The 23,612-nt window shown below is 56.5% G+C and carries 15 protein-coding genes; 12 read left to right on the forward strand and 3 right to left on the reverse strand.

All coding sequences use genetic code 11. The features are described from left to right. Nucleotides 1–947 precede the first annotated feature (947 nt). Nucleotides 948–2,483, forward strand: coding sequence for an MFS transporter (locus SH410x_RS13255; protein WP_473676946.1), 1,536 nt, complete (start codon nucleotides 948–950; stop codon nucleotides 2,481–2,483). Nucleotides 2,484–2,553: 70 nt separating this feature from the next. On the opposite strand, the gene SH410x_RS13260 is transcribed toward SH410x_RS13255, so the two are convergent. Then, the gene (locus SH410x_RS13260) at nucleotides 2,554–3,168 is read right to left on the reverse strand and encodes a 3-keto-disaccharide hydrolase (RefSeq protein WP_473676947.1); all 615 of its coding nucleotides are present in this window, start codon (nucleotides 3,166–3,168) and stop codon (nucleotides 2,554–2,556) included. A 330-nt stretch (nucleotides 3,169–3,498) separates the two neighbouring features. Here SH410x_RS13260 and SH410x_RS13265 point away from each other — a divergent pair, with 330 nt between their 5' ends. The 5 genes from SH410x_RS13265 (at nucleotide 3,499) to SH410x_RS13285 (ending at nucleotide 10,074) form a co-directional block, all read left to right on the forward strand. Further along, nucleotides 3,499–3,657 carry a hypothetical protein gene (locus SH410x_RS13265; RefSeq protein WP_473676948.1) on the forward strand — a complete coding sequence of 53 codons (159 nt, stop codon included), beginning with the start codon at nucleotides 3,499–3,501 and terminating at the stop codon, nucleotides 3,655–3,657. Further along, nucleotides 3,657–6,185, forward strand: coding sequence for a c-type cytochrome (locus tag SH410x_RS13270; RefSeq protein WP_473676949.1), 2,529 nt, complete (start codon nucleotides 3,657–3,659; stop codon nucleotides 6,183–6,185). The genes SH410x_RS13265 and SH410x_RS13270 overlap by 1 nt, the downstream gene beginning before the upstream one ends. Nucleotides 6,186–6,436: 251 nt before the next feature. Continuing rightward, entirely contained in the window at nucleotides 6,437–7,999 is a 1,563-nt protein-coding gene (locus SH410x_RS13275) for a DUF7133 domain-containing protein (protein ID WP_473677309.1), read from the forward strand. A gap of 226 nt (nucleotides 8,000–8,225) precedes the next feature. Continuing rightward, nucleotides 8,226–9,188, forward strand: coding sequence for a serine/threonine-protein phosphatase CPPED1 (locus SH410x_RS13280; protein WP_473676950.1), 963 nt, complete (start codon nucleotides 8,226–8,228; stop codon nucleotides 9,186–9,188). 181 nt (nucleotides 9,189–9,369) lie between these two features. Continuing rightward, nucleotides 9,370–10,074, forward strand: a complete 705-nt coding sequence (locus SH410x_RS13285; protein ID WP_473676951.1) for a 3-keto-disaccharide hydrolase — start codon at nucleotides 9,370–9,372, stop codon at nucleotides 10,072–10,074. 242 nt (nucleotides 10,075–10,316) lie between these two features. On the opposite strand, the gene SH410x_RS13290 is transcribed toward SH410x_RS13285, so the two are convergent. After that, the gene (locus SH410x_RS13290; RefSeq protein ID WP_473676517.1) at nucleotides 10,317–11,933 is read right to left on the reverse strand and encodes a transposase; all 1,617 of its coding nucleotides are present in this window, start codon (nucleotides 11,931–11,933) and stop codon (nucleotides 10,317–10,319) included. 301 nt (nucleotides 11,934–12,234) lie between these two features. Between SH410x_RS13290 and SH410x_RS13295 the strand changes: the two genes are divergently transcribed. The 6 genes from SH410x_RS13295 to SH410x_RS13320 all read left to right on the forward strand — a co-directional run bounded on the left by SH410x_RS13295 (nucleotide 12,235) and on the right by SH410x_RS13320 (nucleotide 22,745). Further along, nucleotides 12,235–14,535, forward strand: coding sequence for a hypothetical protein (locus tag SH410x_RS13295; protein WP_473676952.1), 2,301 nt, complete (start codon nucleotides 12,235–12,237; stop codon nucleotides 14,533–14,535). A gap of 461 nt (nucleotides 14,536–14,996) precedes the next feature. Beyond that, entirely contained in the window at nucleotides 14,997–16,469 is a 1,473-nt protein-coding gene (locus SH410x_RS13300) for a sulfatase family protein (RefSeq protein WP_473676953.1), read from the forward strand. A 116-nt stretch (nucleotides 16,470–16,585) separates the two neighbouring features. Further along, the gene (locus tag SH410x_RS13305) at nucleotides 16,586–18,124 is read left to right on the forward strand and encodes a neutral/alkaline non-lysosomal ceramidase N-terminal domain-containing protein (protein ID WP_473676954.1); all 1,539 of its coding nucleotides are present in this window, start codon (nucleotides 16,586–16,588) and stop codon (nucleotides 18,122–18,124) included. Nucleotides 18,125–18,223: 99 nt separating this feature from the next. Continuing rightward, nucleotides 18,224–18,538 (forward strand): Dabb family protein, encoded by a 315-nt coding sequence (locus SH410x_RS13310; RefSeq protein ID WP_473676955.1) that lies wholly within the window; start codon nucleotides 18,224–18,226, stop codon nucleotides 18,536–18,538. Between the two features lie 354 nt (nucleotides 18,539–18,892). Then, nucleotides 18,893–21,283 (forward strand): PSD1 and planctomycete cytochrome C domain-containing protein, encoded by a 2,391-nt coding sequence (locus tag SH410x_RS13315; RefSeq protein ID WP_473676956.1) that lies wholly within the window; start codon nucleotides 18,893–18,895, stop codon nucleotides 21,281–21,283. Between the two features lie 97 nt (nucleotides 21,284–21,380). Continuing rightward, entirely contained in the window at nucleotides 21,381–22,745 is a 1,365-nt protein-coding gene (locus SH410x_RS13320) for a DUF1501 domain-containing protein (protein ID WP_473677310.1), read from the forward strand. A gap of 279 nt (nucleotides 22,746–23,024) precedes the next feature. On the opposite strand, the gene SH410x_RS13325 is transcribed toward SH410x_RS13320, so the two are convergent. Continuing rightward, the gene (locus SH410x_RS13325) at nucleotides 23,025–23,537 is read right to left on the reverse strand and encodes a peptidylprolyl isomerase (protein ID WP_473676957.1); all 513 of its coding nucleotides are present in this window, start codon (nucleotides 23,535–23,537) and stop codon (nucleotides 23,025–23,027) included. Nucleotides 23,538–23,612 lie beyond the last annotated feature (75 nt).

The following is a 23,612-nucleotide window of genomic DNA, read 5'->3' on the forward strand; positions in this document are numbered from 1 at the left end:
TAAGTATAGCTTGCTCACGGCGACATACCGAGGCCGTCCTCAAGACATGAGTCATTCGGGGGCATGACCCGACCTACGCTTGCGACTGAGATCTGCTCAAAATCTGGAATAGGGACACTGCCGGGGGGCGGTCGTGTTTTCGGCCCAGCGATGCACCCCCATGTAGCACCCCCGCGTGGGCAGCGCTCCGCATGCGTTTGCGAGAACGTTGCCCATGGGGCACGCGGCTGAGCGGGTGACGCCGAAGGAATTCTCCCGAATGCGTTTGCGCATCCATCGGTTGAGCCGTGTTTCGCCACACGCAAGCAATTCTCAGAGGCAAGGGAACTTAGACGAATCGCCCGAACCGCCAAGCAGCTTTGCCGATGGAAAACCGCGTTTCCGAACGACCGGTCGATCGCGGACGCTCTTAGAATTCATCGCACATCCATTCATCCAGTCGATAAGGGAGCGCAATCGATACAATCTGTTGGCTGTGTCGCGGAATCGTCGCACGGCGGAGCACCGCCATCCTTGCTTCGATCTCATACTCGGCTATCTTTATGAGCGAAGGAACGAGCGGAAAATACGTGGCCGAACGCTCCGCGGTCGGAACGGTCGACCGCGGAGCGTTCGACCACCATTTCAGGCAGTCATCTCCCGCTCGTTCAAAAGCGACAGCGAGACAATAGAACGCGTCAAATCAAATGTCGCTGCCGTCGCCAGACGGTGGAATCCACGTTCTGGCGAACGCAGGTACTCGGTCTATTCATTCGCGGTGTGCTTAGGATACCAGGAACAATAAGTGACGGGTTTACCGTGGTGGATCTTATTAAAGATCCTGTTCTGGATGGATCTTTAACAAGATCCGCTACGCCAGTTATTGATCCCGCGTTGCTTAGGAATCGCGGATTCGTTGGCGCAACCGATACGGTGCAAGCAATCAATATTCAGCCAATAGGGAATCGATGAGCACATCATCTGAACGATCGCCTTCTACCGGCCCTGATGCGGAAGCGTCCTCTCAAACGGTTGTTCCTGCCCAGTACCTCGTTCCCTTTATACTCGTCACCACACTGTTTGCGTTGTGGGGGTTCGCCAACAACTTTACCGACCCGATGGTAAAGGTTTTCAAAGATGTGTTCGCGATCAGCAATGCCCAATCGTCGATTGTTCAAATGGCATTCTATGGCGGTTATGCAACGATGGCGATTCCGGCCGCGCTGTTCATTCGCAGGTTCTCGTATAAGTCGGGGATTCTCGTCGGCCTGGCCCTGTTCGCGACGGGGGCACTGATTTCGATCCCGGCCGCGAGCACCATTAATTTCTGGCTGTTCATCTTTGGGATTTACATTCTGACGTTTGGTTTAGCCTTCCTTGAAACGACTGCCAATCCATTCATCTTGTCCATGGGACCGGCAGAGACCTCGACGCTTCGCCTGAACCTCGCTCAAGCCTTCAACCCGATCGGATCACTCGCAGGGGCTTTCATTGCCGCTTCGTTCGTACTCACCAATGTTCACGTGGCGGACTTCAAAGCGGACATCAAAGGGTTCAAGGAGACGTTCGCTACGGAGGCATCGCGTGAGGTGGAAATGAATGTCTTGCCGATACTCAAAGCCAAAGAACGAAGCCGAAAGGAAGACGCGAACGCGAAAGCCTATGTGATGGCAGGGGGAGCCGATGGCGTGACGGTCGACAAGGCTCTCGTTGATTTCCGCGAAGGGAAGATCGCCTCCTACCAAGGCATGTCGTTTCCAGAACTTCAGAGGCACGACCTGAGCCTCGTGTCGAAGACCTACATGACATTGGGATTCGTCGTCATCGCAACGCTCTTTGTCTTTATTATCAAGAAGATGCCGGATTCATCAGCGCCGCAAGAGAGTGACCACAGTCTCCATGTTCGCGATACGGTTTCGCGATTGTTAAGCAACCCACGCTACGTAGGCGGCGTGCTCGCGCAGATGTTTTACGTGGGGGCACAGATTATGGTGTGGACGTTCATCATCCAGTATGCCGAAGCCGAATTGGGCATGGACAACGCGACGGCCGCCAACCATCAGATTGCCGCACTGGTGATCTTTTTGATCTTCCGTTTCATCTTTACCGCATTTCTGAAGTACGTTTCGCCAGGGAAGCTATTGGCCTCGCTCGCGGTTTGCGGTGTGTTGTGTACGTTGGGCGCGATTCACCTCACGGGAATGAATGGACTTTACAGTTTGATGCTCGTCTCGGCATGCATGTCGCTGATGTTTCCGACAATCTATGGGATCGCGCTCGAAGGCATCGGCGAGGATGCGAAATTGGGTTCCGCTGGCTTAATCCTAGCGATTGTCGGTGCGGTCTGGTTGACGGGGTTCCAAGGTCGAATTCTCGACCTGGAGGGCTTCATGGGAACGACAGCAACCCGGGGCTCATTCTATCTGAGCGTTGGCTGTTTTCTCTTGATAGCGATCTACGGATTCTGCTGCCGAAATCCTCGTGTCAAATCCGCCGCGATCTAGTTACGGTGCGCTGATGGCACGCTAGAATCGAGCGGAAATGGGCCGTCTCGAGACGGGGCGAACGGTCGGATCAGAGTTCTTTGACTTCGATGTCTTTGAACAGAACTCGCATGTTTTGGCCGCCGTGCAATTGCATGCCAAAATAGCCTTTTCGCGGGCTGGGATCCTCTTTGAGAACTGCGGTCTGCACGCCGTTAACGGTGACGGTAACATCGCCACCAAGGGCGGAGATGGTCATTTCGTTCCAATCTTTGCTCTTGAAATACTTCTCAACCTGCTCAGGTTTGGGCTGCACCACCCAGGCTCGCCCGAGGGTCTCGTAAAGACCGCCGATGTCGTTTCCGTTCGCATCGATTTCAGCTTGAAAGCCTTTCACTGAGACGGGGTGGTCCACCCGTTGTGCTCGAAAGTAGAAACCACTGTTCCCCGCGAGAGCCTTGAATTTCAGACGCACGACAAAGTCGCCATATTGTTGATTGGATAGCAACATGCCGTGGCGTTGTTCGCTACTTTCCTGACTGCCGATGATCGCACCGTCGGACACCTGCCAAGTGCCACCCGGTATCGCTGTCCAGCCGTCGAGCGATTTGCCATCGAACAACGACACGAAAGAGTCCTCAGCTTGGGTTGGTGAAACACAAACGAACAGCAAACAGAACAACAGCATCGTCAGTTTGAAACGCATGATCAAGTTTCCCTCGAAATAGAATTGTCATAGCCACCCCATGAATCTTTCAACGATGGCAACTGTAAACCAGGACGCACATTTTTGAAACGCCTCCGGCGCCGAGGGCAGAGGTGCTTGGCCCCCGAACTCGGGGTGGTCAACGCTTCGTCAGCGTTCGCAGAACGCTTCGTCAGCTTCGCAGTCAGAGCCGAAATCAAATCCGAGCGACGCAAATGCCCCGGCCTCCCGCATCGTGTACAATACCGACCACATCATGAACGCTTTCCGTCTAGGTGCATCCTCTTGACTACTGAAAGAACTCGTCGGCGATCCGCGACGAAATCGGCCGTGATACTTCGGCCTTGGACGCGACTGTCGATTGCTTGGGTATCCCTTCGCGGACCCAACAACACAGGCATCCTGTCACGATTTGTCGGCGAACTCGGCGAACTCGGCGAACTCGGCGAACTCGGTGTAGGCAACTTTGACTCCGTGGTATGGAACTGATGACGAAACTATTCAAGTCGATTACTTGCTGGGCAGGCCTGTTGGCGGTTATGAGCACGGTGGCCGCTGCCGCCGAGAACGAGGTGCCGTTCGTTTCAGGTTTCGAAAGGTTCGGTCGTCACGATGAGGTGAACGACTCGCTTGCTGGCGAGGTCCTACTGAGCGAACTGAGCTGCACGGCGTGTCATGCGAGCGAGCGGATCTCTCCCAAGGGCGGCCCTCAACTCAACAGCATTGCGCGGCGCGTCAGTGAAAAATGGCTAGGCGATTACTTGGCCTCGCCGACAACCGTTCACCCGGGCACCACCATGCCCGATATGTTGTCAGGGTTGACGCAGCCGTCCAAGGACGAAGCCATCGAGGCCCTCGTCGCATTTCTTTCGACGTTGCAAGCCGACTACCCAACGGCCAAAGCCGGTGGCGCCAATCCGGTTGAATTCGAGTTTTGGAAGAAGGGAGACTCCGACCATGGCGCGCAGCTCTACCATCAGGTCGGCTGCGTTGCCTGCCATGCGTCCGACGCGAGTTACGAGGTCGCCGAAATCCAGGCTTCTCCGATCGACCAACTGCTCGACGACTTGGATCCCGAGGAGCTCGCCGATATGGGGCTGGCCAGCACCGCTCGAAGAGTCCAATCGGTGCCGCATGGGGATTTGCGTCGGAAGTATTCGCGACGATCCCTGACGCATTTTTTGTTTCAACCCGAACATTTCCGTCCATCCGGGCGGATGCCCAACCTGAAACTGGCACCGCATGAGGCGGCTGATATCGCCGCATATCTACTTCAACGAGGAAATTCGTCACCGGATGATGACCCCGATGACCCGGCGTCGATCGACGATATCAATGACCACGATGTGATCGCGCCATCGACCAACACGGCGCTGGTCGAGACCGGTCGCAAGCTCTTCTCCTCATTGGGATGTGCAAATTGCCATCACGCGGGGAACACAGACCGTCAAGAATACATACCGCTGGCAGATCTGGATTGGGCGAAGACATCAGCATCCTGTCTCGCTGAGGGAACCGGTAGCGGGCCCCATGGCGTCGAGCCGGCCCCGAAATCAGAGGCATTGTCGGCCGGCGACGCCGCCCGGCGGCAGTACGCAAGGTACCCTCTCGATTCGGCACAGATCTCGGCCATCCAAGCAGCGATCGTCGATTTGAAATCGCGCAGACAGTTTAAAGACGATCAACCGGACCAGGCTGATCAAGTCAACCGGACGCTGCTGCAGATGAACTGCTATGGCTGTCACACGCGTGACGGTCTGGGAGGTGTTGGCCGATACCGCAAAGGCTACTTTGAAACCGTCGGGGGGATTGATTTGGGGGATGAAGGTCGCTTGCCGCCACCACTGTCTGGAGTCGGTCGCAAGCTCAAGCCGGATTGGCTCAAGCGGGTGTTTCGCGGGGATCCCAAAACGACGCTACGTCCGCACATGACGATACGAATGCCGACATTTGCACATGGTGATGTCGCGGCTCTCGCTGATCAATTGGGTGGCGTCGATGGAGCGAACTCCGCACCGGCTAGCGAAGTGTTTTCCACTGCGACGACGGGAGCGGAAGCGAAGCCAAGCGGCGAGATTGGGCGTGACCTGATGGGCATCGGCTGCATTGAGTGCCACTCGTTCGACAGCCAAGCGATGCCGGGAGTGGTCGGCGTTGACTTGACTGGCGTGCCCGATCGCGTCTTCCCAACGTGGTTCCACGACTTTGTCATGAACCCGGGACAGATCAAGAACCGAACCCGCATGCCGACTTTTTTCCCAGAGGGCAAAAGCCAAGTTCCCCACGTGCTCGGGGGCAACGCGTCGAATCAGATCGCAGCGATGTGGGACTATCTCGAGCACTCCGACCGTCTCGGCATTCCGCCAAAAATCGAGGCCGAACGCGCCAAGAACTATCAACTGACACCGACAGATCACCCGCTCATGCTGCGGACGTTCATGAATGGTGTCGGGATGCACGCAATCGCGGTCGGGTTCCCCTCGGGCATACACTTTGCAATAGACGCTCGAGAGGCGCGTCTGGCGATCGGTTGGCGGGCGAAATTTCTGGATGCGAGAAGTACTTGGTTTGAACGGTTTTCGCCGCCTATTGATCCGCTTGGCGCCGAGTCGCAGCCCATTGACGCAGGCCCCAACTTTTTCAAAATTGATCCGACCCGCGGCACGCCGGTCGCTGTTCCCACCGAATTTCTTGGCTATCAGCTCGACAGCGATCGTGTTCCCACATTCCGATATCGATGTGGGGGCTATCGGATCGAGGACCGCATCGTGCCCGCGATTAGCGGTGGTCTACGACGCCGGATTCATCTTCGCCCCGATCAAGATGGTGCTACCGAGAAACTCCTGTTCCGTATCATTCAGGGGGACCAAGTGACCCCAGAAGCCACGTATCAGTTTCGCAATGAGTCGGGGCTCTCCGTGGAAGTGCTCAGCCCAAATCAAACGCCTGTGCAGAAAACGGACTGGATGGTCCCGCTGGGTGCCTCTGAAGATTTGGAGCTCATCTACCAATGGTAGTGAACCATCGTCCGGATCGGCATGCACATTTCGACAAGCTCTCGGGACAAACGACCATGCAACTCGGAATGTATCAACCATCAACGTTCAATATCAAAATGCCCTATCAACTCAAACCTCCTTGCCACTCGACCAAACTCAAGGTTGACCAATCGAGAGCCGGGGCGTGCGTCGACTCGCTCGTTGAATCGATCGGCCGATACGCGGCGATCCGATTTGGGTTGTTGATTGCGATCATCGCGTTTTATCTGATGTTCAATTTTGCGGCCGCGGAGGCACCCGCTGTCAGTGCGACTGACAATGCTGGTAGCGAAGCGGACTATTATCGAATTGTTTCCATCGCCACGCCCCAAACCGCGACGGATTCGCGTGACCCGAATTGGAAACCGGCTGAAGATGGTATCGCGTTAGAGGTCAGCGGCATCGCGATCCTGGACGATCATCGCGTGGCGGTCTCGATTCGCAAGGGTGAAGTCTGGATCCTCGACCACGTCTACGATGAATCTCCAGACAAGGTCACGTTTCATCGATTCGCTTCGGCGCTTCATGAACCACTCGGTCTCTTGAAGTGGAAAGATTCGTTGGTCACGGTGCAGCGAACTGAGATGACACGGATGGTCGATCTCGATGGTGACGAAGTCGCTGACCTTTACGAGACACTCGCGACCGGTTGGGGCGTGAGCGGGAACTACCACGAGTACGCCTACGGACCACAGGCCGACCGTGATGGCAATTTGTGGCTGACGCTGAATATCGGCATGGGATTTAAAGGCGACGAGCGGAGCCGGCGTGTTACCGACCCTGTCTTGAATGTGTCGCAATCTCTATGGCGAGGCTGGGCCATGAAGCGAGAGCCCGACGGGAATCTGCGTCCCGTTTGTGCGGGGATGCGTTCACCATCGGGGATCGGTGCCAACGCAGAGGGAGATCTGTTCTACACCGACCAGCAAGGAAACTGGGTCGCGACGAACTCCCTGCATCATCTTCGCGAGGGCGTGTTCTTCCATCACCCCGAGTCGCTGGCGTCGATGACCCAGCCCGGTTCGACGATCCAGGGTGTGACGAACATACCCGACGGGCTGCCCTACCCGGAGGCCTTGAAGCAGTTCCCCGCAATGCGTCCGCCAGCGGTTTGGTTTCCCTACAAAAAGGCAGGCCAATCGACCACCGACATCGTGCTCGACGAGAGCGGCGGCAAGTTTGGTCCATTCGAAAACCAACTTTTCGTGGGCGAGTTCACTCAAGCAGCAATGAATCGCGTCTTCCTGGAGAAGGTCGAGGGGGAATACCAAGGCGCGTGCTTCCCATTCCGTCGTGGCTTCGCCTCCGCGGTCTTGAGGATGGAACAAGGGGTCGACGGAAGTCTCTTTGTCGGATTGACCAACCGGGGATGGAGCAGTTTGGGCACGGCTTCGTACGGACTGCAGCGATTGGTTTGGACCGGAGTAACACCTTTTGAAATTCTCGAGATGCGAGCCAAACCGGACGGTTTTGAGCTGCAGTTCACCCGCCCCGTCGATCCGAGTACCGCCAGCGACCCTAACTCGTACGCGATGAACAGTTACACCTATCTCTATCACAAAAACTACGGTAGCGATGAGATTCAAAAAAAGACCCTGGCGATCGATCGAGCGACCGTTGCGTCAGACGGACTGAGCGTTCGGCTCTATACGAGCGGCCTGCGCCCCCACTTCGTGCACGAACTCGACGCCCGCGGTGTCCGCGACACAGACGGCCAACCACTCTTGCATTCCAACGCGTTCTACACGCTCAACGCGATCCCTAAAAAGGAGTCAAAAACCGTCAATGATTAGCGGACATCGACTTCGATGTGGGAGCCCAAGACGTGAGCGGAGTTCCACGTTCGCTTGAAAGTCGACTCCACCGTCTGGCGACGGCAGCGACCTTTGATTCGACGCGTATCAACGTCTCGTGGTCGCTGAGAAGACGCAGTGCCCCACAATCATTCAACTCATCTCTGACCTGAATCACAACCAAACCTCCAACTCCAGCCACCAGTTTGGTGGGATCAACGAAACAATGCGACTGCCAATCTATCTCACATGGACCCTACTTTCTGTTGCCCTGATGGTCCCAGCGGCAAACACAAACGCTGCAGACGAACTCACCGGTGAGGCGAAAGCACGTTTCCAGCAGGCGGCCAATCGAACCTTCAAACCGTTTGCTCCGGAGCGGGAACAGGCATGGCAAGGCCCGTTCTTCTTTATGCAACTCGCCGATACGCAGTACGGCATGTTCACGGGAAACGAAGGGTTCGAACAGGAAGCCGCTTTGGCTCAGCGGACCGTCGAGCACATCAACCGGCTTCGCCCTCGCTTCGTGATCGTCTGTGGCGATCTCACGAATGCGACTCCGAACCACCCTCGCTATCAAAGTCAGGTCAACCAGTTCCACGGTGACTTCTCGAACGTAGATCCCGAAATTCCGCTTGTCTGCGTGTGTGGTAACCACGACGTTGGCAACCGGCCGAACAGTGGCTCGATCGCGAGCTACCGCGAGAACTTTGGCGATGACTATTTTTCGTTTTGGGTCGGCGGAACCTTCAACATCGTCCTGAATTCCAGCGTCCTGAAGGATCCGAGTGCTGCCCCCGAAGTGCTCGCCGACCAGCAAGAATGGCTCGACCAGCAACTGCGAAATGCCGTCGCCGCCAAAGCACAGCACATTTTTGTGTTCCAACATCACCCGCTGTTTCTTGAGCAAGAAGATGAGCCGGATCAGTACTTCAATATTCCGCTCGAGCGTCGCACGCCGCTGTTGGAGCAACTGAAGCAGGCCGATGTCCGAGCCGTCCTCGCAGGCCACTACCATCGAAATGCGTATGGCCGCGCCGGCGAAATGGAAATGATCACGACCGGCCCCGTTGGCCGCCCACTGGGCAACGATCCTTCCGGTTTTCGGATCGTGATCGTTGATGAAACGAAGATCCAACACCAATACTGGCCAATGGACGACGTGCCCGAAACAGTTGACTTGCCGTGAGCTCGCAGCGACACCGGGACGAGGCCATCCAACACGCGACCGCCAAAGTAGCTACCGTCGCCAGACGGTGGAGTCCACGTTCTGGCGAACGTAGTGACTCGAGTTATTCGCTCGCGTTCGCGACGCCTGTGACAATCCATCAAAATTCACTTCCTACTTTCTATCTCGAGAGAGCCTATCCATGAAGACCATTGTTTCACTATTTGCTGGGGCGATTTGTACACTGGCCTGCTGCAGCGTATCGATCGCTGCGGACAATGAACTCACCAAGCAAGAGCAAGACGCTGGCTGGCAGCTGCTTTTTAATGGCACCGACTACACGGGCTGGAAGTGCAATAACGGAAAGGAAATCGCGTCAGACGTTGTCGATCATGCGATGCAGCCGTACAAGTCGGGCGGGTATATCATCATCTATGACAAGCAATTCGGCGACTTTGTTTTCAAATGCGACGTCAAGATGCCTGAGTCGTGTAACTCTGGAATCTTCTTTCGGGTCGAGAACCCAGCCGATCCCGTGAACACGGGCTTTGAGGCTCAAATCGCGACCGGCAACGGCACAGGCTGCCACGACTTCGGCGCCATCTACGATCTGGTGCCGACCACCCAAAACGCTTCCAAGGGGCCAGGCCAATGGGACAACGTGGAGATTCGATGCGAGGGCGCGGAGTTCTCCGTCAAGGTGAACGGTGAGCTGGTCTGCCAGATGAATGCCGACGAGTTTGATCAGCCAGGCGAACGTGCGATTGATGGCGATCACAAATTCAAACTGAACGGGAAGAGTCGTGCCATCAAGGATTTTTCACGAGTCGGATATCTCGGATTCCAAGACCACGGGCATCCGGTCTGGTACAAAAACGTCAAAGTTCTGCCGCTGAACCAGAAGTAGAACGCAGTTAGGATACCAGGAACAATAAGTGACGGGTTTACCGTAGTGGATCTTGTTAAAGATCCTGTTCTGGATGGATCTTTAACAGACGCAACCGACATTAGGTAGCTTTGCTGCGGGCGACTTTTTTTGGTGGTGCAAAAGTTTTTAGCCGGGGGTCTCTGGAGGCCCTGGTTTGACTGTCGAGGAGTCGCAGGCTCTACATGAACCGTCGTCCTAGTCGCCTATTGCCCCTGTTTTTCCTAGTTAATGGCCAATTGGAGCGAATTCTTTCGCTGGCGGCGCATTGCCACCGCTCGAAGCAGATTCCAACCGGCCAGCTTCAGTAGGATCGAAAGCTTCACCGCATTGTGGCCGCGAACGCGGAGCCGACCCAAGCCCATCATTCGCTTGAGGCAACCGTTGGTCCCTTCGATACCCGACCGCCAACGGTAGCGATCGCGGAACTCGTCGCTCTGCTCGTGGCGACGACGCGCGTCGGCTCGAACCGCACTGCCGGTAAATTGAATGCGGCCGGTCGGCTGCGCGGTGTCCCGATTGCGTTGAACGCGGCAGTGTGCAAGCAGCGGACAGTGCTGGCACTTCTCGGGATCCATCTGTGCGAAAGTGTAGTCGCCTTTGGCGTTGTAGTTGGTCGACTCGGGAGCGTGACCAGCCGGGCAAGACTCCAGTTCACCGGCGCAGTTGAGCTTGAATTGGTCGTAGCCGATTTCATCAGCATCGTACTTCTTCGAGCCTGGCACCGGAGCGACCAATTCGACGCCTTCTTGCTTAGCCGACTCGACGTTGGCGTCGCCACCGTAAGCGGTATCAGCCAGCAGTTCGTCTGGCATGACATCCCGCTTTTTCAAGTCCTCCAACACCGGCGAGACCGCATCGGCGTCGTTGTCCGCAGCGGTTTCGACTTTGGCCGAAGTAATCAAGTTCGGCTCGCCGTCTTCGTTGAACGTCTCGGCGATTTGAACCTGGTATCCGGCTCCTTTGTGACCGCTGTAGGTCGCGTCGGGATCCGACGGATTGACGATCACATGGCCGCCGGTTTTCTTGCGAACTTCGACGAATTCTTCCCGAAGTTCGCACTGCTGGTTAAAGATCGTTTGCAGTTGTTTGAAGGAGTCCCAGTCGCAGATCGGCTTGGTTTCGGTTAATTCATTGAGGATTAAGCAGAGGTCTTCGGCGGCTTGCTGCAACGCAATTTTCCGCTGTTCGGTAGTGCGTGCGTCGCCAAAGATTCGGCTGTCGGATTGCTTGCGGTAGCGGGCCAAAAGCTCGTCGTCAAATCGGTCGATCAGCCTAGCCGAACCAGACTGAGCGTCGTGCTTTTCGACTTTCTTGAAGAACCGCCGCAGGGCCACGCCGATCATTTGGGCGCGTCCCAGGGTAGCCATGTCGCTGAGCACATGGGTGGAATCGAGACGCTGCTTTTTGACTTTGACTTCCATGCTTTGCAGCAGGGTGTCGGTAACGCCTGCGAAGATCTCCTCACTGATCTTCTCGTTGCTTTGCATTCGAGCGATGTAGCGTTCAATGGTTCGCTGAGTGACTTCGGTGCTTGGCTCCAAGTTCAGTGCGTACTGGATGTCGGTTCGGAACAGCAGTGCTTCGTGGGCCTGGGGGACAGTCCAACCTTGAAAGTCACGGATCCAAAGGAGCGCGATGATCGCGTGCAACTCAAAGGTTGGTCGTCCTTGATCGTCACTGAGATGCTCACCGACGAGGCCGATGGGCATCTGCTCCAAGAGCACGTCGCGAAGGAGGCCCTGCCATCCGTTGTCAATCATCTTTCGCCCCATGGGGCCGATGACGCCCTCGAACGGGTCGAAAAGTCTTTGCTGCGTAGGTAGTTCGATGGTTTTCACTGACTAACCGACCACTCGAAGAAAAAAGCTAAATCCATACAGCAAAAGGTAACGCATCTCGCCCACGAAAGAAGCCGGTAGCATGAGACTTTTGTCGGGCGCGTCTTAACAAGATCCACTACGCCAGTTATTGATCCCGCGTTCCTAACGACGATGCTTTTGAGATTGTGCGAGGCTATACTGGGCTCGCCGACCTGCCCAATGGAACAATCCTGCCCATGGAACATTCCTGCCCATGGAACAATCCTGCCAGCGGCCCCCCCACCTCAAAATCCCCCCTCTCCCGCCGCCTTGGTGCCCTATGAAACCGTTGCTCGGTTATCTGTTCATCGTTCTGTCTGTCGGGTCCGTGTCTGCGAACTGTCTAACAGCACGCGAGCCGGCCTGGGTTTTCAATAATGGGCCCGACACCAGCTTGATTTCACTTGGGCAAGGGCAGCTCTACCACGAAGTCGGACTGACGAAGTTCATTCCGACGGGAAGCGATCTTACCCTGACCGTCCCGATGGACGCGGAGGACGCGTTTGCCGCCGACGAACGCCCGTTCTTCGCAGTTCGGTACAAGTACGACACAACCATCACGCAAGCCGGACTGTTTTTCACAACCGATGCGTTGGGCCTTCTTTCGGACAAAAGCTATTCGTCATTTCCTGTCGTCGGGGACAAAACGTGGCGGAACGCGATTGTCGACATGCGGCAACTCAACCATGAGAATTGGAAGGGTACCGTGACTTCGTTCCGGTTCGATCCTACCAACCCGAGCGATACTCAATCGACTTATCAGGTGTCGCGACTCGGCTTCTTCCCGTCGAAGGAGCAGGCCGAACACTTCCTTGACGCAGCCGTGGATGCTCCGGACTATGCCGAGCCGACGTATTTCCTCACGCCCATGACGCGGGTGTTGGTTCCCGGCGGCAGTCTATTTGACGGGTTCGAGCGAGCTGATTTCATGCTGGGGTCGACGAGGGTCGAACATCCATCGGAAACGACCGTGGTCCGCTTTACGCCGAAGCGCGCCCCGGGCGATGGCTCGGTGATCCCGATCTGCCAGACAAACGGACTTGGATACACCCACTTCGTCGCGAGGCAACCGGGAGACTATCGCCTGGTGGATATTGACGTCCCGATGGAAGACATTTCCAGTCTACCGGGGACGGCCCAGAACGCGATTCGATTTGTTGTCGCGCGAGGATTGCTCGACGTAGTGGACGGTCAATCTTTTCGGCCCCACGATCCCCTGACCGCCGCTGACTGGAACCGCGCCGCGGGAGTGTTAAACGAATACGACATCGTCTTGAAGGCCGAGACCAAACCAGCCACCCGCGTCGAGGGCGCGTTTGTACTCAAGGCAGCCATTCAAGATGCGTTGGGAACGACCATTGAATCGCCCTATACGAACGAGTATCTGACCCGCGACCGGATTCGAACCGGAGCCTGGGTCAGCCCCCAGACGCGAGCCATCGGAGCGGATTTCATCGAGACATACCGATCGGGCGGGTTCGACTGGATCATTGCTCACGGTGCATTGGCCGGTCCTGAACACCGGGGAATGCTGCTGCGAGAATGTGACAAACACGGCGTCGAACTCATTCTCGGCGATGGTGCCTACACGAACCCCGCACTGGCGACCGCCGAGTACTTCGACCATCCGTGTTTCGCGGGAACCTATGTGACGGACGAGCCAGGCACGGATCAGTACGACAGCCTCGCGGAGATCTGCAATACCTACTATCAGGCAACCGACGGAAAGATTCCCTACATCAACCTGCTCCCCATGTACGCCAACGCGGCGCAGCTGAAGTACGGGGCGTCTGCCGACGCGATCGAGTACTACGATTCCGATCCCAGCCTGTTCAGGAAATACTGCGATTCGTTCTGCGAGAAGTTCACCGCACCGTATATCTGCACCGACATCTACCCGCTGAACTGGACCAGCGGTCGGCGTACGACTTACAAAGACTATTGCGAATCAATCAATGTCATCGCGACGTCGGCGCGGGAGCATGGCAAGGATTTTTGGTGCTGCATCCAAACGTTTGCCTGGGTTCCCAGCAAACGAACTCCGACGGAATCTGAGTTTCGGTGGCAGTCGTACTGCATGCTGTCCTTTGGCTGCAAGGGACTGCTGTGCTGGACCTATGCCGGGTACACCCCTGAGGCTCCATCGCTGGTCACGATCGACGGGAAGCGAACCAATGCCTGGTATGACGCCGCAACCGTCATGAAGGAAATTCGCAACATTTCCGATGCCTTCGTTCAGTATGAAAATGTTGGGGCGATGACTCACGCATGCACCGACGAGACTCCCTATTTGAAGTTCAGCAACGCACTGGAAAGCTTTCCGACGGTCGAGCGAATTGAATGCGTCGATCCGCTGCTGGTCGGTTGTTTTGAAGAGAAAACTGGCCCCGCAACGGCGCTGACGATTGTCAACATGAGCGAACTGGAAGCGGTGAAAACGACCCAAGTCAAGATCCAACTCCAAGGCGAGAAGGTCATCGCTTGGGCCCGTGGCCAGCGTGAAGTACAACTTCCCGACGCCGACGGCTTCTATCATTTTACGCTGGCCTCGGGCGAAGGGATCTTTGTGGAAGTCGAGTAAGCGTGCCGGGTGAATTCATTCGGCATAATTGAAAAGGGGTAGGCATATAATATACGGCACGTCTCCAAACTCATTGAGTGTTTTCGTAAGCGTGTTTAAGCAGGTTCGGGAATGTCTTTCGGCCTAATTGGCCGTTTTGGCGTTTGCCCCGGTTCTCGCTTCTAACCGGGGCTAACGCTGGCAATCCAATCCACAAAAATAGATCATTGGATACTTGAGACAGTACTCCAAAACCTCCGGCGCACGCTTCTGACGGATGATCCAGCATTTTTCCAGCCCCCGCAGAAATCCCCCCCTTCGAGTATGAAATCGCCAGGAATGGCTTCCACACGACCAAGATACCGATCCCTGAACCCGGTTGGACTTCCTGACCTGCTATCCTGGTTACTGCCTCAGAACATCCGACTGAGTCTTTGCGATCAACCTTCCGCCGCAGACCCTTTCCACCATGAGTTTTTGCAATGCGTTTGCTTGCCTGTTTGTCATTCGCGATCGTTTCGCTGCTTTGGTCCCCTCCCGTCCACGCCGCCGAACGCCCGAACATCGTCTTCATTCTCAGTGACGATCATCGCTTCGATTTCATGAGCTGTGTCGACTCCTGCCCGGACTTTCTGACGACACCGAATCTGGACCGCATGGCCAACGAGGGGGCCCACTTTCGCAACGCATTCGTCAGCACATCGTTGTGTTCGCCCAGTCGCGCGTCGATTTTGACGGGGCGTTACATGCATCATCATGGTGTCGTTGACAACCAACGGCCCATCCCGGCGGGCACCCAGTTCTTTCCGTCGCATCTGCAGCACGCCGGCTACACCACTGCGTTTGTAGGCAAGTGGCACATGGGGCACGATGATGATGCGCCGCGACCGGGGTTCGATTTCTGGGCGAGCTTTCGTGGGCAAGGGGTGTACACCAATCCCGTTCTGAACATCAACGGCACGCAGGAAACGTTCGATGGGTACACGACAGACATTTTGACGGATGTTGCACTGGATTGGTTGAAACAAGATCGCTCTGAGGAGAATCCGTTCCTGCTGTACTTATCCTACAAAGCCGTCCATTATCCGTTCCAGCCGAGTCCGCGGGATGAACATCGCTACCAAGGCGAGACGATTGACTATCCCGAAACGATGGCCAACACGGAGCGGAACTATCGCACGCAGCCTCGCTGGGTACTCGATCGTCGCTACAGCATCCACGGCATTGATCACATGGAAACGGGCGCGTTTGACAAGGATCCCGTGCCAGACTTTGATCAACTGTTCCACCAATACTGTGAAACGGTCCATGGACTCGACGAGAACATCGGCCGCGTACTGACGGCATTGGAAGAGGCGGGAGACATGGACAATACGATCGTCATCTACATGGGCGACAACGGTTTCCACTTAGGCGAGCACGGGTTCTACGACAAACGAGATGCGTTTGAGACATCGATTCGTGTCCCGATGCTGGCTTTGGCACCTGGTCGTATTGCGGCCGGCACGAAGATCGATCAATTGGTACAGAATATCGACATCGCCCCCACTGTACTGGATCTGTGCGGCATCACGCCGACCGAGGAAATGAAGTTTGATGGCCGCTCCATGCAGTCATTATGGCAGCCCCGTTCCAGTTCGACGCCTCCGTGGCGCGACCATATTTTGTACGAGTATCACTGGGAATGGAACTTCCCGGCGACCCCGACAACGCTTGCGATCCGCACCGACCGATTTAAATATGTCTACTACCACGGCGATTGGGATCGAGACAGTTTCTACGACTTGCAAACCGACCCAATCGAACGCCACAATTTGATCGATGTGCCCGCGTACCAGGAGCAAATCGAATCGATGCGCAATCAGCTATTCGCGGAAATGGCAGAGAGCGGCGGATTGAACTTGCCCATTCGCGTTCCCGAGGGCGAACGTCTCGACCAACGCAAACGCCCGTAGGAACGCCTGCAGCACGTCTCCGAGATCCTGTGTATGCTTTTGCGCACGACGACCGTCCCCGCCCCACTTGTTTTTCCTGTCAGTCAATTCCTGTCACTGCAAAAGAGTTTCTTGCTATGCCTCGTCGACCCGTTCTGCTGAATTTCATCTGTTGCATGGTTTTGATCGTGACGACGCCGGTCTCCGGCGAGACGGTATCGGATGCATCGGATGTCAATACGGTACTGAGCGTCGGGATTGCCGAGCAAGATATTACCCCACCGACGGGCTTCCCAATGGCTGGCTACTATCATGAGCGATTGGCCGAGGGAACCGTCAACCCGTTGAAAGCCAAAGCGATCGTCTTTCGAGAAGGCGACACTTCGGCTGCACTGGTGGTCTGTGATTTGATTGGCGTTGGAACCGATCTATCGCGTGAAGTTCGCAAACGGGCATCCGCGGAAACCGGCATTCCCGCAAGCAATATTGTCGTCTCGGCAACACACTCCCACACCGCGCCAGACTACATGAAGGAACTGTATCTCTATCTCGGCCAAGAGGAACAGGAGCCGCTGCGTCGAGGGTACATTGAGAAGCTAATCCAGGGACCGGTCACTGCGATCGTCAACGCGAACGCGAACGCCAAACCGGCTTCGTTGGCCAGTGGCGCGGCCACTCAAGCGACACCGGTTTCCTTCAATCGCCGCTCGGTAATGCAGGACGGCAGCGTCCAAACCTGGCAATCCGAGAGCAATCCGAATCGGATCCGCGCCGCTGGGCCGATCGATCCCGAGATCGGTGTGCTCGCGATCCGCGACGCTGAAGACGGAACGACCCGTGGCATCTTTAGCAATTTCGCGCTGCACTGCGACACCGTCGGTGGAACGAAGTGGAGTGCGGACTACCCCTATTTCATCGAACGAACACTGCGGGAGAAATTCGGCGACGAACTCGTTTCCATGTTCGGTACCGGGTGTTGTGGCGACATCAACCATGCCAACCCTGCTTCACGCGAGCGGAATAAATCGGATTTCATCGGCAATTCCCTTGGCGACTCGATCCGCGCTCAACTCACCGAACTGACGGCGATCGAGCAGACACACTTGTCAGTGTTATCCGAAGTGGTCGAGTTGCCATTGGAAGAGGCGACCGAGGACCAAGTGAAACGCAGTACCGAGACTCTCGAACTCATCAAAGACGGTGGCAAGGTCGAGTTCTTTGACCACGTCATTGCATATAAAAAGCTGATACTCGACCAACTTCGTCACCAACAGCCCGACGGGAACTCCGCGGACTATCTGACTTGGGGCAGGAGTCGCTCGTTGGCTGGGATCGGCGAAACGTTGCCCGTCGATGTGACCGTGATCACCATTGGAGATGATCTGGCCATCGTCACCCTGCCGGGTGAGGTGTTTGTTGATCTGGGGCTCGCCATCAAGCAAGTGTCGCCGTTTCGTACCACGATGATCGTGGAACTATCCAATGCCGTTGAAACCATTTACATCCCGCACCGCGCCGCCTACGCCGGCGGCAGCTATGAGGTCACCAACTCGACCGTGCTGCCCGGCAGTGGCGAGATGTTAGTGGAATCGGCCGTCCGTTTACTGCGACAAGCGGCGAGCGAAAACGAGAAAGTGAAAGCAAATCAACCGGATTCAAACGCGACATCACGGTAACAACAAGTGTTGAATTCTCCCGTATCCCACGAGCCGACAGACGACGAAGCTATTGAGCGAATCGAACACGGCTATTCATCTCTAAAACAAAGATCCGCGATGATTGAACACACCGTCACGTTCCGCCTGAGCCACGCATCGGGTTCAAATGACGAAACAGCTTTCTTGAACGCCGCCGCCGAGCTCGCTGGTATTCCAGGCGTTCAGAATTTTCAAATCCGGCGTCAAACCAACCCCAAGAACTCACACACGTTTGGAATCTCGATGTGGTTCGAATCCGCTGAGGCATGCCAAGCCTACAACGACCATCCGTCGCACGTCGGCTTTGTACAGCAGCGTTGGCTCAAAGAGGTCGTCGATTTCCAAGAAGCTGATTTCGAACCGCTTGGCAACGAGCGGAAGACGACTGTCTGATATGGTGACCGAACGTTTCGCGGTCGACCATTCCGACCGCGGAGCGTTCGGCCACTTATTTTCCGCTCGTTCCTAAATCAATGATCGCGTCCGGAGGACACGCCTGCTTTTTTTTGCGGGGCGGGGGCGTTTTCCGGGGTGGGGGCGTTTGTCGGGGTGAATCAGTGGTTTTCCATTCGCAAAAAATTCGATTTTGGTTGGCGCCACACCTCCGACTTGGTTGGGCACGTCCCGGTGGGGATCGACAACTCGGGAGGCTCGGAGGAATCCTGAAACGTGCGTGCTGCTGCATTGTCGTATAGAATGATGCATCCCTCCTTCGCTTGCCCCGCCTTTCTCCCTCCACAAGTGCCTATGTTCGCCCGTGCCGCCCTACTGATGGTAGGTTGGATTGGATGCGCGATCACAGTTGTCGCCTCCGAACCCCCAACGCTCGCGTCCGACCAGTCACTCGCTGGCGAATTCGAGTACTTCGAGCGAAAAATCCGTCCTTTGCTGAGTGAGCATTGTTTCGAGTGTCACTCCACCCAAGCAAAAACGGTGCAGGGCGGTTTGTGGCTGGACTCGGCGGCGGGGATCGCGACCGGTGGCGATAGCGGCGAACTGCTGGTACCGGGAAAACCCGAGGAGAGTTTGATCATCGAGACGGTCCACTATGAAGGCATGGAGATGCCGCCCAAAGGGAAACTCGCCGCCGCTGAGATCGCTGAGTTGACGCACTGGGTGCAGCGGGGAGCTCATTTCCCGCCTTCTACCGATTCGGTGCCTCGGTCGGAGAGCGGAATCGACTTCGAGGAAGGCCGTCAATTTTGGTCGTTTCAACCGGTTCACGAACAGGCGCTGCCGGAGATCACCGATGCGGCCTGGGCGCGGAACCGTGTGGACTCGTTCGCGAGGGCGGCCATGCAGCGAGAAGGATTGACGCCGTCGCCCCGTGCCGACAGCGCGACGTTGATTCGCCGGCTGAGCTTCGCGTTAACCGGATTGCCTCCGACTCCCGAGCGACTCAATGCATTGGTTGATGACGACTCGGCGGAAGCGTACGAACAGCTCATCGACGAATTGCTTGAATCGCCCCAGTATGGTGAAAAATGGGGCCGATGGTGGTTGGACATGGCGCGGTACACCGACCGCACAGCGAGCTGGTTACCGAAAACGAGTCAGGCACACTTGTACCGCGATTGGGTCGTCGCCGCCTTCAACGAGGACATGCCGTACGATCAGTTCATTCACCGTCAACTCGCTACCGACATGATGCCGGCGACCGGACCGGAAGATCTACCCGCTCTTGGGTTTCTCAGTCTCAGTCCAGCGTATTGGAAGGAACTGAAATTGCCCAGCGAGCTGATCAAGGTGATTGTTGCCGACGAGTGGGAAGAACGCGTCGACGCCGTCTCCCGGACGTTCTTGGGGCTGACGGTTGCGTGTGCCCGATGTCACGATCACAAATTTGATCCGATCAGCGCGGATGACTACTACGCCTTGGCCGGCATTTTCGCCAGTACAAGGCACCTCGAGCGCCCCTTGATTAGCGAGGAAGCCTATCAACCAGTGCGAGCCGCCAAGGAACAGGTCGCCGAGCTGGAGGAGCAGGTGGCGAAGCTGAAAAAGCAGAAGCCGCTGCCGCAGGATCAACTGGATGAACTCGGTGAGAAAATCACGGACCTGAAAGCCTCGACGCCACTTTACGACACTCCCCTGGCCAACGCCTTAGCGGAAGAATCAATGTACGTGGTTCGCGCCGGTGAGAAGCCCGAACAGGGTACCCGCTTGGAGTATCGTGCCGGACCGCGTGACCTGCCCTCGTTTATCCGCGGCAACCCCAATCGTCCCGGACCCATTATCCCACGCCGTTTCCTAACCGTGTTGACGGACGAACCGCCCCGGCCCTACGAGAACGGCAGCGGTCGCTTGGAACTGGCGCAATCGATCACGAACGAGGCCAAGGCACTGACCGCGCGAGTGCTGGTCAATCGCATTTGGATGGCTCATTTTGGCCAAGGGATCGTTGCCACACCGAGCAACTTGGGCCAACAAGGAGAACGCCCCACCCACCCTGAACTGCTCGATGATTTGGCCGCGCGTTTTATCGCAGGGGGGTGGTCGATCAAGCGGCTGCATCGTGAGATTCTATGCTCGGCGACGTGGCAACAAGCCTCGGCGGTGACGCTCGATTCGGAACATCCCGACCCCGAGAACCAGTGGCTCTCACACAGCAATCGCCGCCGGCTTTCCTTTGAGGAGTGGAGGGATGCGATGCTGGTCGCCAGCGGTGAACTGGACTCAACGATGGGCGGTCCGTCCACGGCCTTGGACACGGCGAGTAACCATCGCCGTACCTTGTACGCAACCATTGACCGACGAGATATGTCGCAGACGTTCATGGTGCACGATTTCCCTGACCCGAATCAGCATAGCCCGATGCGGATGTCAACCGTGACGCCGCTGCAGGGGCTCTTCGCAATCAACAGTCCACTTCTGCGAGAACAAGCACAAGGCTTAGTAGCCCGCCTGCATCAACCGCCGTTTGAGGACGACGCCAGTCGGATCCGACAAGCGTACCGGTTGCTGTTTTCTCGCGCCCCCAGCGATCGCGAGCTCGCACTCGCAATGGTTTACCTGAGGTCGCCACCGGATACCGAGAACGCGGACACCGAGGACGCAGACACCGACGCGTCTTTGGCACGCTGGCATCAATACGCTCACGTGCTGTTGGCTTCGAACGAATTCATTTTCATCGATTGAGATTCCTATGAATACGCAACCTGCATCCCATGATGCACAATGCTCGCCCATCGCGGTCGACCATTTACCTTCTGCTCGCTCTTACGATCGTCGCGAAATGCTGCGGCACTTGGGCAGCGGAATGGGAATGGGAATGGGAGTGGTTGGGGGCGCCAGCCTACTGGGGGCGGGACAACCGGTTTCGGCGGCAGCGTCAAACCTGATCCAGACGCCTCATTTCCCGCCTCGCGCCAAACGCGTCATTCATTTGTTCATGAATGGTGGTCCGTATCAGGGTGATTTGTTTGATCCCAAGCCGGCTCTCGAAAAATTTGCCGGCAGCAAACCACCCGGCGCCGACCTTGTCACCGAACGCCCCACCGGTGGCTTGATGCCGTCGCCGTTTAAGTTTCGTCCCCGCGGCGAAAGCGGCATCCCGGTCAGCGATTTGCTGCCGCATTTGAGTCAGCATATCGATGATATCTGTGTCCTGAATTCAATGCATGTCGACAACCCGAACCACGGCCCCGCATTGCTGCAGATGAACAATGGCACAATCATCCCGACGCGGCCCAGCATGGGGGCCTGGTTTTTGTATGGACTGGGCACCGAAAATCAGAATCTCCCAGGCTATGTGGTGCTCTGCCCCGGACGGCCCGTCCGTTTTTCGATCCTATGGAACAGCGCCTTTTTACCGTCAAAATACCAAGGCACGTACATCAATCACTCGACCGTCGATCCGGAGAAGATGCTGCCGCATTTGAGCAACCCGCAGTGGGACCATGAGACCCAACGCGGCCAACTCGATCTGTTGAAACAGCTCAATGCCGATCACATGGCCGCCCGAGGAGGCGACTCACAACTCACCGCTCGCAGCGAAGCGATGGAAACAGCATACCGGATGCAGTTCGAGGCGAGCGAAACGTTTGATCTCGAGCGAGAAACCAAGCAAACCCGTGAAGCGTATGGTCCGGGACACTTCGCCAACGGTTGTCTGTTGGCGCGGCGAATGGTCGAGCGCGGAGTCCGCTTTGTCCAGGTCTACTATGGCAATGGCCAGCCCTGGGATACCCATAGCAAGCACAACGAAACGGTACCCAAACTTTGCCAAGCGATCGACCAACCGATCGCAGCCTTGATGGCCGATCTGAAGCAGCGAGGGCTACTGGAAGATACGCTGGTGATTTGGGGCGGCGAGTTTGGCCGCACGCCCACGTCCGAAAGCGGCACGGGACGCGACCATAATCACCACGGCTTCTCGATGTGGATGGCCGGCGGAGGGGTCAAAGGTGGCATGACCTACGGACAAACCGATGACTTTGGTTTCAAAGCGATCGAGAACAAAATGCACGTGCATGATCTGCACGCGACGATCCTGCATCTACTGGGACTCGATCACGAACGACTGACCTACCGGCACGCCGGACGCGACTTCCGCCTGACCGACGTCCACGGACGCGTCGTCCAGGACATCATCAGCTGACAATTTCATTCGCGTCGGGATGCACCCTCGCAAGATTCCAGCGATGTGCTCGCGAGCCATTGAGTTTTGAGTCGCGTTGTCGACCCACTGAGGCAACACGCCGGCATCCCATTTCCACAACAGAACCCCGCTGGCCGCTTTGGTTCGCGGCTAGATGACTTGCATGACCGATGCCGACAGAACACCACGCGGGGAGTTCCCGAGCAAAGAAACGAGCTCTTCGACGGCTGGGTCGATCGTGGTGGGGATCCTTGTTGGTACCGAAGCATGGACGGACGATCAGTCCTCGCGGCTGGTGATTTCGATCAAGTGATAACCGAATTGTGTTTTCACGGGGCCATGCACTGTGTTCAGGTCGCCGCTGAAGACGACTTTGTCAAACTCGGGGACCATTTGACCGGGGCGGAACGATCCCAACGCTCCACCAGATTTGCCCGACGGGCACGCCGAGAACTCTGCCGCGATGGCTCCGAAGTCCTTACCGCCTTCAATCTGCTCCTTCAAATCGGTACAGACTTCTTCGGTTTCAACGAGAATGTGTCGAGCGCTTGCTTGGGCCATCGGTTTCGCTTTGTAAAATGAAATTTGAGAGTGGGGTGCAACGGTGGCAAAAAGTTTCCAACCGTCGTCGGGCGATATCGTTGCCGAAAAAGATCGTTTCGAAAACCCAGGCGGTCGGAACTGAGCCGTTTTCATGCTCAGCGTGTTGCCGCGCGGACAACCAGCGTGTTGCTGGGCGGGCAACCCGATACCTGATTTCACGCCGCTGCGCCCGCAAATCGTGAATGTCATCGACAGTCGCCCGATCGCTTGGTGCTACAATTTGGGTGATTGGAACGCCGAAATTCCCTGCCATCGTTCCGCAGC

Source organism: Rhodopirellula sp. SH410 (assembly GCF_055811895.1).

Bases quoted from the DNA above. Each gene is read 5' to 3' on its own strand.
- SH410x_RS13255 (WP_473676946.1), top strand. From the start codon at position 948: ATGAGCACATCATCTGAACGATCGCCTTCTACCGGCCCTGATGCGGAA.
- SH410x_RS13260 (WP_473676947.1), bottom strand. From the start codon at position 3,168: ATGCGTTTCAAACTGACGATGCTGTTGTTCTGTTTGCTGTTCGTTTGT.
- SH410x_RS13270 (WP_473676949.1), top strand. From the start codon at position 3,657: ATGACGAAACTATTCAAGTCGATTACTTGCTGGGCAGGCCTGTTGGCG.
- SH410x_RS13275 (WP_473677309.1), top strand. From the start codon at position 6,437: ATGTTCAATTTTGCGGCCGCGGAGGCACCCGCTGTCAGTGCGACTGAC.
- SH410x_RS13280 (WP_473676950.1), top strand. From the start codon at position 8,226: ATGCGACTGCCAATCTATCTCACATGGACCCTACTTTCTGTTGCCCTG.
- SH410x_RS13285 (WP_473676951.1), top strand. From the start codon at position 9,370: ATGAAGACCATTGTTTCACTATTTGCTGGGGCGATTTGTACACTGGCC.
- SH410x_RS13295 (WP_473676952.1), top strand. From the start codon at position 12,235: ATGAAACCGTTGCTCGGTTATCTGTTCATCGTTCTGTCTGTCGGGTCC.
- SH410x_RS13300 (WP_473676953.1), top strand. From the start codon at position 14,997: ATGCGTTTGCTTGCCTGTTTGTCATTCGCGATCGTTTCGCTGCTTTGG.
- SH410x_RS13305 (WP_473676954.1), top strand. From the start codon at position 16,586: ATGCCTCGTCGACCCGTTCTGCTGAATTTCATCTGTTGCATGGTTTTG.
- SH410x_RS13310 (WP_473676955.1), top strand. From the start codon at position 18,224: ATGATTGAACACACCGTCACGTTCCGCCTGAGCCACGCATCGGGTTCA.
- SH410x_RS13315 (WP_473676956.1), top strand. From the start codon at position 18,893: ATGTTCGCCCGTGCCGCCCTACTGATGGTAGGTTGGATTGGATGCGCG.
- SH410x_RS13320 (WP_473677310.1), top strand. From the start codon at position 21,381: ATGCTGCGGCACTTGGGCAGCGGAATGGGAATGGGAATGGGAGTGGTT.
- SH410x_RS13325 (WP_473676957.1), bottom strand. From the start codon at position 23,537: ATGACATTCACGATTTGCGGGCGCAGCGGCGTGAAATCAGGTATCGGG.